Genomic DNA, 12,297 nt, shown 5'->3' with positions numbered 1-12,297 from the left:
ATCAAAGATTAAGCTACAACAGTTTCAAACTCTAAACCTATTACCAACTGCTCAGGCACCCACTCTTTAGGTTTTGTAGATTGAGTCAGTGATAATAATCTTAGGTTTTGCTCTTCACATCTATAAGTTAATTGAGTGTAAAAGGGTTCTGGTAATGTGGGCTGTGTATTTTTTTGCACCATTATTACAAAGGAAATATTTTGTTTACTTAATAGTTGTATGCGTTGTGCTGTAAGCTGTTTGCGGGTGATATTCATAATTTTGTTAATATCAATACCATAATGTAAAAGCGCCTTTTTGCTTAATTTGCTATCTGAAATAATGACCATCCATGCATGAGCCTGAGTGGACAATAAAGCAAGTTGTTCTGGGGTGATTTCATCAACCTGCTCGGTGTTTTCTTGTTCTGTAGACAATTCATCAGTTTGCTCTGCTTCTTTAGACCATAAGCCATGAGTGGCTTTTTGATAGGCATAATTTGAAAAGTTACGAGCATTATTTAAAGAAATCATAGATTCACCCTGATTGTTATTTGTACATATACTGTATTCTTAACCAGTGTTAACCAGTAGTCAATCAGTATTTTTTAAAATATTTAAAAATTGTTAGGTTTTGAGAAGTCTTCGCAGGTCAATTACGCTATTTATATTGATTTTTTAGTTTGAACTCACCGTCGTGAAATTGGTTTTTCGATGTATTATCCATTAAACTGCTTGCAGCCAATTTTCTGGTGTATGTTTTAAATGAGGTTATTTTGGATATTCTGTATTTATTGATTCCTGTGACGTTAGGGCTTTTAACTGTAGCAGTTGGGCTGTTTTATTGGACTGTTAAAAGCGGCCAGTATGATGACTTGGATTCACAAGCTCATCGAATTTTGTTTGATAATGAAGAAGATGAAAAAATGATGCCACCTGAAGTGCGGATCAAAAAAGACAAACCAACTAAAACAGAGCAAACGGATGCTCAATAATTATTGGCCTCATATAATTACCGGATTTTTATTAGCCTTTGCAGCGGCCGGACATTGTATTGGTATGTGCGGAGGATTAATTCAAGGTCTTAATGTTCAAACTAAGCAGGGGATTAACTGGGGAAAATTGTGGCGTTATCAATTTGGTAGAGTGACTACTTATTTTATTTTGACGCTTTTAGTGAGCGCTGCATTTTTTCCTTTAACGTCTAAGTTTGTTGTGATTTCTCGCACCATTGCTGCATTGTTTTTAATTATGCTCGGATTGCATTTTTTAAATGTAAAAATATTTACTCAAACTTTAGAAAAATTAGCGTTGCCATTTTGGCGCAGAATTTCTTCAATGGCACAAATGCTATTACGTGCCAATCAAGGTTTTAAGCAGTATCTTGCAGGTATTGTCTGGGGATGTATTCCCTGTGGTTTACTATATTCTGTGATTCCTTATAGTGTGAATTTAGCGGATTTGAAAGCAAGTCTGTTATTAATGGCAGGTTTTAGTTTTGGCACCTGTATAACTCTATGGATGAGTGTGATGTTCTCAGATGTTTTACGAACGTGGTTAAGTAATCAATATCTAATGAAGTTTAACGGAATAATACTTTTATGCTTTGCAGGATATAGCCTGTTCATTCTTTTTAGGTAGTCTACACTTGGATAAATAGTTAAATTTATTCAAAAAATATGAAAAAAATACTCATAATTGAAGACAGCCCAATCATTATTAAAATAATACGTCACTTAGCAAAGCAAGTGCTGCAATTGCCCTATATTTTTGCTCAGAGTTTTTCTGAAACAAAAGTTTTATTAGAAAACAAAGACGATTATTTTGCAGCCATCGTGGACTTGAATTTACCTGATGCGCCAAATGGAGAAGTCGTTCAGTATTGTTTAGAAAAGCACCTCCCTGTAGTCGTTTTAACAGGTTCTGTAGATGAAGAACGACGCAAAGCGTTATTTGATATGGGGGTGGTGGATTATGTGGTTAAGGATGGAAAATATTCTTATCAGTTTGCATTGAAATTAATTAACCAATTACAGCTTAATCAAAGCATTAATGTGATGGTTGTTGACGATTCAAAGCCAGCTAGACATCATATGCAAAAATTATTATCCCGGTTATTATTTAATGTTTTTGAAGCTGAAGATGGGCAACAAGCATTGGATATTCTTGCGAAGAATTCGGATATTAATTTAATGATAACTGACTATTACATGCCAAATGTCGATGGATTTGAGTTAGTTAAACAAATACGAAATAAATATGAAAAAAATGATTTAATGATTATTGGTTTATCTGGTGCTGAAGAAAAAAATATTTCGGCAAAATTTATTAAGCAAGGTGCAAATGATTTTTTAGGTAAACCATTTATCCCTGAAGAATTTAATTGCCGTATTTTAGCTAATACAGAATCCATGTATATGTGGAAACAACTAAAAGAAATGGCCTATCATGATCATTTAACCCATTTATATAATGAAAATTATTTTATTGAGCAAGGAAAATCATTAGTTAGTCATGCTAACAAACAGCAATCTCATTTATCTATGGTGTATTTAAAGCTTGACCATTTATTGGATATTGAAGATCGATTTGGTGAAGAAAATTATCATCATATTGTAAAAAGTTTTGCACAGGGTTTGGCGGTTCGATTTAAGAAATTTGTTTGCACGCGCATCTCAGATGATACTTTTGGTTTGTTATTAGCAGGAATTAATCACAATCAGGCCATGACATTAATGGAAACGTTTTTAGAGCAAATGAATGAAGTGGTTTTTGAAATGGAAGGGCATGAAGTGTTTGTACAATTTAGCGCGGGAGTCAGCAGTGATAGCGCACAAGGGTTTGAAGGGCAATTAGAAATTGCGATTAGCCGAATGCATATTGCAATAGAAGAAGGTCGAAATCAAGTAAGAGGTGGATCTTAAATTTTTGAACTAAGGATCACAAGTGCTTAAAAACGCCTGAATCAGCGGGTCAGATTGTTTTCGCTTTAAACAGCATAATCCCACTTCGTAATCTTTTAATTTTGGTTCCGCATTAAAAATTTCAATTTTTTCTTTCATTGGAGAATGTTCAAGTACAATAGCAGGCACGACTCCCACCCCTAGGCCAAGTCCAACCATACTCACAATTGCTTCATGTCCGGCCACCTTTGCATAAACTTTCGGTTTAATAGTTTTATGCTCATACCATTTTTGTAATCGTTCTTTTGCCAACCCTTTTTGAGACATAATTAAAGGTAATTCTTGCCAGTCAATTTGTTGTTGTAAAGAAAGTTTTCTAACTTGTGATTCCATCGTTGGGCGAATAAAAACAAGTGGCGTCGTGGTGATATGCGTAAAGGATAAATTAGAATCAAATTTATCTGGTTTGGGTGCAACGGCGATATCTGCTTGAGATTCATTTAATTTATCCAAAGCTAATGCGGCATCGCCTGTTTGTAAATTTACTTCAATATTAGGATATAACGTTCTAAAGCGAGTTAACAAATCCAGCATAATGCTATAAGAGGCTGTCACCGAACAGTAAATATTTAATTGCCCCTTTAAGTTAGAATATTGATTGTCTAGTTTGTGTTGTAGTGTGGTCCATTGTTCTACCATTTCCAAAATCACAATTTTGGTTTGTTCGCCAGCAGAAGTAATTTTCACGCTGCGGTTGTCACGTTCAAACAGTTTAACGTTAAGCTCTAATTCTAATCTAGAAATGCTTCTGCTTAACGTTGAAGGGCTGACATGCATTATTTCACTGGAGCGGCCAAAGTGTAAAGTTTGACACAAATTCAAATAGAGTTTTAACGTTTTAATATCCATAATGTTCTCTAGATCGCTTGGTTAAATTGCAACATAAATGTGCTATTACCTTGCGTGTCAAATCCAAAGTCTACACGGATTTGCTGTGTTTGATCTGGTGGTAAACCAACACGAAGTCCAATCCCGTAGTTTATTTGAATATCATTTTGAGTATCAATTTGACCTAATGATAAAAAACCAACTGCGCCTAGGTGCTTATTAAATTGTGCACGATATTCATTTTGTAAAGTTAACGCTTGTTTACCAATGAATCGATTGGAATCAAATCCACGCATAATTTTAGATCCCCCAAAACGAGCATCTAATAAATTACCTGTGGTGTATTGAAATAAACCGCGTGTAACAAACGTTTGTTTGTCAGTAATACTGTGATAGTACCGCGCATCCAATTCAAGTTTGGTTGAAAAAGTTCCGCCTTTTGTTGTGGATAAAAAATGCGGTTTTAAGTTAAAGGAGGATTCAAGCATGTAACCTTTTTTTGAGTTTGTGCCATTATCTCGCTCATCAATTAAATAACCAACACCGGTATTCACTGACATCCCATTTTTGTATTGAGCAGGAGCATCCTCTGCGTAATCTTTGTAGTCTAATGTGAACTCATAAACTATATTATGAGTGTCTTTAATATTTTGTGTGAATTTTGGGTTGATTTTACTTGTTTGCCGATCAATTAAAATTCCTTCTAATTGAGCATTTGGATAATCTTTAACATAGAAATTAGACACATCACCGAAAATTTCTAAGTCCAAATTTTCTGCTATTGTGTATTTTTTCCAGCGAGTTTCTAAAGAAATGACAGGGCCGTCAGCAGCATATAATAAAACATCAAATTCTTGGTCGCTTGGGTTGTCAGCTAATTTATTAGGGTAACGAAAATATGCCACACCTAAAATCCATCCATAAGTGCCTTCATAAGCAATAATGGGAACATATGACTGATTTGACGCTTTTGTCTCTAAAGATTGAGTGGTCGTCTTGGATTGTTCAGATGCTGCGATTGCCGAACTAATAAATGTAGAGGCAATTATTAACATTAGATAATGAAATAGTTTAATCATAGTTAAAAGTCTTAGTTCTTAAGGAAATGGTGGATTGTATACTTCTGAGCTACAAAATTTACTATATTTTGATTTAATGTTGCAGAAGATGCAATGTTGAAATGGAATTTAACTAAATGTGAAACATATAACGAGTTTTAGTTAAGGAATCTCTGATTTAGAATCCTAAAGACTCAATAAAAAAAATCTTACAATTTTTTTTCTAAAAAACACCCTGAAATTGCGAAAAAACTCGCATACTTCCTAGAATTTGGCTGGTTTGCCAAATTCTAGGCGTAACTCGCCTAGTTCATTTATAAATTCCTCATCATATAAATATTGGCTAACGTAAATAACATCGTCAGCTGTGCCGCATTTTTTGCTAGCCCTTTGTATTTCACTTTTCGAAATCCAAACTGACACTTTACGATTCTAAAAATATGCTCCACCTTCGCTCTTAATTGCGCCTTTATTTTTTCCGTGGCTTTTTTGTCATTGTAAATTGTGCCCGTCCCGTGTTTTTTTACTAATGAACTTGGTCGCTCTGCGATCAGCCATTGGGCTGAAACATCTTTATTTTCTTCACGCTGATCCGCACCTAAATATCCGCTATCACCACCGATTAATTTTTCTTCACCGTGCAATAAATTATGCGCTTCGGTCACATCATGATGATTAGCCGATGTAAATGTCATGCTGTGCGCCACGCCTGTGTACATGTCGACACCCACGTGCGCTTTCATTCCAAAATAATATTGATTCGCTTTTTTGCAGGAATGCATTTCTGGATCGCGTGCTTTCGATTTGTTTTTGGTTGAAGGTGATGCGTGAATAATTGTGGCGTCCATCAGTGTCCCTTCTTTTAATAATACACCTTGATCAACCATAATTTGGTTCATGGCTTGTTGCATTTTTTCTTGTAATTTATGCTTCTCAAGCAAATGCCTAAATTTTAAGATGGTCGTTTCATCAGGAATTTTATGTGTTAATTCTAATCGAGCAAATTGTCGCATGGATGCAATTTCATAAAGTGCATCCTCCATTGATGGATCACTCATCGTATACCAGTTTTGCATTAAATGAACACGAAGCATCGTTTCAAGCGGGTAAGGCTGACGACCTTTTTTATGCATTTTTGGATAAAATGGCTCGATGATAGGCAGAAAAACGCCCCAAGGAACAAGTCCTTCCATTTGATTAAGGAATTTTTCTTTTCGAGTTTGTTTTCGTTTTAAATGGGATTCTGCGTCTGTAAAGCTGAGTTGTTTCATGTGATATATAGGTTTCATTTAAAATTAATGGACACTCATATTTTAGCATTATTTAAACAGAGTTTCCTTAACAAAACTTAACAATAATATGCAAAAAAATATTTTTGAACTAAAATTATAGTCACAAAATAATTTCTGGATGCTTATGTCTAAACAAACGTTTATTGATACTGTTGATGATATTTTTACTCGAGCAAAAAAAGCAGGCATTTTTCATTTATCACCCGATGACGAATTCTTAAATGGTCGAATAATCACCATTGATTCTAAGCCATTAGTAAATTTTGGTTCTTGCTCTTATTTAGCATTAGAAAAAAATGAATTCATTATTGATGGAATTGTACAGGCTGCCAAACAATTTGGCAGCCAGTTTTCAAGTTCAAGAGCCTACGTATCTTGTCCTTTATATGACGAACTTGAACAACTTTTGCAAAAATTAAGTGGCTACCCAAGTTTAGTTACGCCTTCAACCACGCTAGGGCATTTTAGTTCATTACCGACCTTAGTTAGTCAAAATGATTTGGTTATTTTAGATCATCAAGTGCATGCTTCGGTTCAATCAGCTGTCAGGCAATTACGCGCAACAGGCATCCAAACTACTATGATTGAGCATAGTAACTTAGAAGAGTTAGAACAGAAACTGAATCAATTTCGCCATCATAAAGAAAAAATTTGGTATTGCTTAGACGGTGTTTACAGTATGTATGGAGACTTCGCACCTTTAACAGAATTGGTTTTACTGCAACAAAAGTATTCGCAATTAAATTTATATATAGATGACGCTCATGGATTTAGTTGGACGGGAGAATTTGGTAAAGGGTACGTTTTAAGTCAATTAGCCCTTAATGAAAGAATTGTGGTTGCAGCATCATTAAATAAAGCATTTGCAGCAAGTGGCGGGGTTTTGTTTTTTGCAAATGAAGAACAAAAAAGAAAAGTTAGAACCTGCGGCGGCACGTTGATTTTTTCAGGCCCAATTCAACCTCCCATGTTAGGCGCTGCTATAAATAGTGCGAAATTACATTTAAATGGTGAAGTTGGAAAAAGACAAAAAAAATTAGCAATTCTTACTAAAATTTGTTCCGATCAATTTAAACAACTTTCATTACCAGATATATCTAATCCAAGCACTCCTATTTTTTATATAGCTACATCACTTTTAGATAGCGGGTTTGAGCTAGTCAATAAAATGATGCAAAAAGGGAAATACGTCAATATTGGATTATACCCAGCTGTACCCATTGCAAATACGGGGGTGCGGTTTACTTTAAATACACATTTACATGAACAGGATGTAAGAGATTTATGTTTGGATTTAGCAAATGCTTACAGTGAATCATTATATTCAAAAGGAGCGAATGTTAACCAAGTGATTGATGCTTTTAATCTTAATACAGATCAATCTACTTCCTTTAAAAAACGTTATCAGCAAGAGGTAAAAACTAAAAAGTTAAAAATAGAAATACAAGATAGTATTCATAAAGTAGATCAAGTCGCTTGGTCTAAATGTTTTGGTGATGATAGTTTTTTGCACGTTAACTATTTAGATGCCTTGGAAAAAACATTTTCACAAAATTATCCCAATCAAAAACAATTAGAGAAAGATAATACTTGGCAGTTTTATTATGTGAGTATATTTGATCAAAATAATCAACTTATATTAGCTACTATGTTTACTCGATGTTTTATGAAAGATGATATGCTTTTAGAGAAAATGCTCAGTGAAAAAGTAGAGGCCGTTAGGCAGCAAACTTCTCAGGCATTTAGTTCATATGTATTAATGATGGGAACATTAATTACAGAAGGCTCACATTTGTTTGTTGATACAAATCATGCAGAGTTTAAACATGCGGTTTTACAACTAATAGAATGGATGAAAAGCCATTCAAAGGAAGTATCTGGATTAATACTGAGAGATTTTATTGAAATTAATGAGCAAGTTGAATCCGTATTTATGGAGCAGGGGTTTATTAAAACTCAAGGTTTAGATAATCATAAATTAGATGCTGGTATGATCAGTAGCGATATTGATGCTTGGCAAATGCAATTAAAGCCGAAATATCGTTACTTTCAACGTGCTTATGTGCTGCCTCATTATCAAAAAAACACAGTGAATGTTTGTGAAAATTATGATTCCCAGCAATTGGAGCACTTTTATCAGTTGTATTTAAATGTGCAAAGAAAAGCCAGAGAAATCAATACTTATGCATTGCCTAAAGCGCTATTTGACCATTTAATTCAATTAGAAAATAGTGAGATTCTAGAAGTGTACATAGACTCAGAGGCTAAATTGAGCACAAAGCCACAGGCAATGGTTCTTTGTTTAAAACAGGGGGCTGACTATTATGGCGTTGTTGCTGCAATAGACTATGCTTTTATAGAGCGAGCTGTTTATCGGCAAATGCTTGTGGCAATTGTCGATCGAGCTAGGGAATTAAATAGCAACCAAATTCATTTAGGCTTTGGTGCGTCTTTAGAGAAAAAGCGTATAGGCGCTAAGGCTTTCAATAACTTTTTATATGTTCAGCAGTTTCAACATTTTTCTTTTGAAGCAATGAACGAAATGTCATCTGACAAACATTAGTGGGCTTGATTTACTGTTTTGAAATACAGTTGGAACATTTAAATGAATACATTCAGTGAGGTGTCTTGTAAAGTTTTAAATAATTATTTACGAGAGATCGAAACTAAAAAACTTGATGTTAGTTTATTTTTAACGGATTGCGAACATGATTTGGATTATTTAAAAAATAAAAATAACCGAATCAGTTGGGACTGCTTTGTTCTTCTTTTAGATAATTTATGTAACCGATTAAATTATGATTATCAAGATATTCGTCAAATTGGTAAAAATTCAATAAACGCACCATTTATGAAACCTTTTTTTGCCGTTGCTCGCGGTTTGTATACATTACCTGAAATGTTTTATTGGTTACATGGCGATAAAAGCAATAAAATGGTGACGTATCTTTTTAGTTGCGTGGATATCAGTTGCAGTTTTGATTCTAATAATAATTTCACAGTAAATTTTACATTAGAGAAAGGTTATAAAAATTGCGATGCATTCTATTGGTCTAGTTTAGGCTTAATGGAAGCCATTCCTTTGATTTATGGTGTGAAGGCATTAAATATAGAAATGACTATAGATGATACGCATGCGACTTATCGTTGCCAGGTTCCTAATGTTGGAGGACTATTCAGTCGTATAAGACGATTTATTATGGCGCCCTTTATCATGACTCAAACCACAACCGAATTACAAAATGCCCATAATGAATTGTATTTAAAAAATGAAAAACTCATTGAAGATAACCGAAAGTTAGTAGAAACACAGCGAAGATTAGCAATCAGCAATGTAGAGGCATTAAATGCTTCCAAAGCTAAGTCTCGATTTGTTGCAAAAGTTTCCCATGAGTTGCGTACTCCGTTAAATGGCATTTTGGGCATGAATCAAATTTTGCTTGAAAGTGGTTTGAATGACGTACAATCGGAATATTGCAAAACCATTGATGCATCTAGTGAAACATTATTAGTATTATTGAATGATTTGCTTGATTTAGGCCAAATTGAAGCCGGTGAAGTGAAATTAAATCAAACTGAATTTACACTTCAACAATTACTCAAACCTATAGAATCAATTTTTAATTTACGAGCTAAAAGTCAAAATTTAGAGTTTGAAACGTATATAGTTAATGATTATATAAATGATTTTGTTTTTATTGGTGATTTTGCCAGAATTAATCAAGTTTTAAATAACTTGTTGTCCAACGCGTTTAAATATACCACTCAAGGATTAGTTTATTTTAATATTGCTTATACCCATGGACAGCTTGTATTTAATATTAAAGACAGTGGTGTAGGAATCAGTGAAGAAGATCAAAAAATAATATTTGAGCCGTTTAAACAGGTAAACCCTGATAAAGATGGAGTGGGACTAGGTTTATCTATTGTGCATAATTTACTTGAACTAATGGATGGGCATATTCAAATTGATAGTGAAGTGAATAAAGGCACATTAATTGTTATCACGTTGCCTATTGAGCACATTAGAAATAATGAGGTGACTGTCAGTAACACACCTGAAACTCATAAAGTATGGAAAAAATTAAATATACTTTTGGTCGAAGATAATGATGTTAATCAATTAATCGCACGAAAGTTTCTGACTACTGAAGGGCATCATGTAAATTGCGTGGTAAATGGATTAGAGGCTGTTGAGGCAAGTAAAAATAACCAATACGATTTAATATTAATGGACATCAATATGCCTGTTATGGATGGAATAGAAGCAACAACGTTAATCCGAAAGCAGTTTGATTGCATGCAATTGCCGATAATAGCCCTTACTGCTAGCGCATCAACTTCTAATATTGAACATTATAAGGACATTGGAATGAATGATACGTTGTCCAAACCCCTTCGAAAGGAACGATTAGTACAGGCTTTGCGTCAATTTCAAATCTTGTAAATTCAGTTTATTCAAATGTTGAATGTGTTGCATATTATGCAATATAGATTGCAATCAATTCATTATGCGCAATACAGTTTCTGGCTTATGATAGCGCCAATCCGAAAATTCGGTATTTTCTAAAGATTGATTAACAGGAATCCATATCATGGCTAATTATTTCAACACATTATCAATGGCTGAGAAGCTTGACCAATTAGGTCGTTGTCGTTTCATGGACCGTAGCGAATTCGCTGACGGTTGTAATGCCCTTAAAGGCAAAAAAGTAGTCATCGTAGGTTGTGGCGCTCAAGGTTTAAACCAAGGCTTAAACATGCGCGATTCTGGTTTAGATATCTCTTACGCATTACGCGGTGCAGCAATTGCAGAAAAACGTCAGTCTTTCTTAAACGCATCTGAAAACGGTTTTGTTGTGGGTACTTACGAAGATTTGATCCCACAAGCTGATTTAGTATGTAACTTAACACCTGACAAGCAGCACACTTCAGTGGTTAACGCGATCATGCCTTTAATGAAAGAAGGCGCGACATTAGCTTACTCTCACGGTTTCAACATCGTTGAAGAAGGTATGCAAGTACGTAAAGATTTAACAGTAATCATGGTTGCTCCTAAGTGTCCTGGTTCTGAAGTACGTGAAGAATACAAACGTGGATTTGGTGTTCCAACTCTTATCGCAGTTCACCCTGAAAACGATCCACAAAACCACGGTTGGGATTGGGCGAAAGCATACGCATCTGCAACAGGTGGCGATCGCGCGGGTTGTTTAGAATCTTCTTTCATCGCTGAAGTTAAGTCTGACCTTATGGGCGAGCAAACTATCCTTTGTGGTATGTTGCAAACTGGCGCAATCTTAGGTTACGAAAAAATGATCGCTGATGGTTTAGAAGCTGGTTACGCATCTAAATTGATCCAGTACGGTTGGGAAACGATCACTGAAGCACTTAAGTACGGCGGTGTTTCTGGCATGATGGATCGTTTATCTAACCCAGCTAAAATCGAAGCGTTCAAATTAGCTGAAGAATTAACTGAGACTATGCGTCCTTTATTCCGCAAGCACATGGATGACATCATCACTGGCGAATTCTCTCGCACAATGATGGAAGATTGGGCAAATGATGATGCAAACCTATTAAAATGGCGTTCAGAAACTGCTGAAACAGCATTTGAAAAATCAACAGCAACTGATGCTGCTATCGATGAGCAAGAATACTTCGATAACAACATCATGTTCGTAGCAATGGTTAAAGCTGGCGTTGAAATGGCGTTTGAAGCAATGGTTGAAGTGGGTATTGTTGAAGAGTCTGCATACTACGAGTCTTTACATGAAACTCCATTAATCGCTAACACAATCGCTCGTAAGAAATTATACGAAATGAACGTAGTGATCTCAGATACTGCTGAATACGGTTGTTACTTATTCGCACACGCTGCTGTTCCAATGTTAAAAGATTGGGTTAACAACTTAGATTCTGCTTATATCGGTAAAGGTTTACCAGCAGGTTCAAACTCTGTTGATAACAAATTGTTAGTAGAAATCAACCATGATTTACGTAACCACCCAGTAGAATGGGTTGGTCAAGAATTACGTGGGTACATGACTGACATGAAAGCAATCGTAGAATAAGACTGCTTTTTAAGTTTAATTCTTTCATCCATGAAAGAATTAAACGCTTGATTAAATCTCTGGCGGAAGGAAACCTTCCTTGAGATTGAAGTCGCTAAGCCCACTTC

The 12,297-nt window shown here is 35.1% G+C and carries 10 protein-coding genes; 6 read left to right on the top strand and 4 right to left on the bottom strand.

Annotated features, from left to right (window positions below; all coding sequences use genetic code 11):
* Window positions 1-8: 8 nt before the first annotated feature.
* Window positions 9-512: a hypothetical protein gene (locus TYM08_RS14900; RefSeq protein WP_422379941.1), complete on the bottom strand. Its 504-nt coding sequence runs from the start codon at window positions 510-512 to the stop codon at window positions 9-11.
* 242 nt (window positions 513-754) lie between these two features.
* Here TYM08_RS14900 and ccoS point away from each other — a divergent pair, with 242 nt between their 5' ends.
* Genes ccoS through TYM08_RS14885 form a run of 3 tightly spaced genes read left to right on the top strand, consistent with a single transcriptional unit; the run spans window position 755 to window position 2,902 of the window.
* Window positions 755-973 (top strand): cbb3-type cytochrome oxidase assembly protein CcoS, encoded by a 219-nt coding sequence (ccoS, locus tag TYM08_RS14895; protein ID WP_422379940.1) that lies wholly within the window; start codon window positions 755-757, stop codon window positions 971-973.
* Complete coding sequence (locus TYM08_RS14890) at window positions 963-1,619, top strand: sulfite exporter TauE/SafE family protein (protein WP_422379939.1); 657 nt, start codon at window positions 963-965, stop codon at window positions 1,617-1,619. The genes ccoS and TYM08_RS14890 overlap by 11 nt, the downstream gene beginning before the upstream one ends.
* Before the next feature lie 38 nt (window positions 1,620-1,657).
* The gene (locus TYM08_RS14885; protein WP_422379938.1) at window positions 1,658-2,902 is read left to right on the top strand and encodes a GGDEF domain-containing response regulator; all 1,245 of its coding nucleotides are present in this window, start codon (window positions 1,658-1,660) and stop codon (window positions 2,900-2,902) included.
* A 9-nt stretch (window positions 2,903-2,911) separates the two neighbouring features.
* On the opposite strand, the gene ilvY is transcribed toward TYM08_RS14885, so the two are convergent.
* From ilvY to TYM08_RS14870, 3 genes are all read right to left on the bottom strand, one after another.
* Window positions 2,912-3,790: an HTH-type transcriptional activator IlvY gene (gene ilvY, locus TYM08_RS14880; protein ID WP_422379937.1), complete on the bottom strand. Its 879-nt coding sequence runs from the start codon at window positions 3,788-3,790 to the stop codon at window positions 2,912-2,914.
* A gap of 8 nt (window positions 3,791-3,798) precedes the next feature.
* Entirely contained in the window at window positions 3,799-4,848 is a 1,050-nt protein-coding gene (locus TYM08_RS14875) for a BamA/TamA family outer membrane protein (protein ID WP_422379936.1), read from the bottom strand.
* A gap of 293 nt (window positions 4,849-5,141) precedes the next feature.
* A complete protein-coding gene (locus tag TYM08_RS14870) occupies window positions 5,142-6,098 on the bottom strand; it encodes an IS5 family transposase (protein WP_422379935.1) in 957 nt (318 codons plus the stop codon).
* A 145-nt stretch (window positions 6,099-6,243) separates the two neighbouring features.
* Between TYM08_RS14870 and TYM08_RS14865 the strand changes: the two genes are divergently transcribed.
* From TYM08_RS14865 to ilvC, 3 genes are all read left to right on the top strand, one after another.
* Window positions 6,244-8,682 (top strand): aminotransferase class I/II-fold pyridoxal phosphate-dependent enzyme, encoded by a 2,439-nt coding sequence (locus TYM08_RS14865; RefSeq protein WP_422379934.1) that lies wholly within the window; start codon window positions 6,244-6,246, stop codon window positions 8,680-8,682.
* A gap of 42 nt (window positions 8,683-8,724) precedes the next feature.
* A complete protein-coding gene (locus tag TYM08_RS14860; protein ID WP_422379933.1) occupies window positions 8,725-10,566 on the top strand; it encodes a response regulator in 1,842 nt (613 codons plus the stop codon).
* A gap of 148 nt (window positions 10,567-10,714) precedes the next feature.
* Complete coding sequence (ilvC, locus tag TYM08_RS14855; RefSeq protein ID WP_422379932.1) at window positions 10,715-12,190, top strand: ketol-acid reductoisomerase; 1,476 nt, start codon at window positions 10,715-10,717, stop codon at window positions 12,188-12,190.
* The last annotated feature ends 107 nt before the right edge of the window (window positions 12,191-12,297 follow it).

The sequence above is a fragment of the Marinicellulosiphila megalodicopiae genome, assembly GCF_045862395.1.
GTDB lineage: Bacteria > Pseudomonadota > Gammaproteobacteria > Pseudomonadales > Natronospirillaceae > Marinicellulosiphila > Marinicellulosiphila megalodicopiae.
Note: the sequence above shows the minus strand (reverse complement) of the source record. Positions and strands in the feature narration are given on the sequence as shown.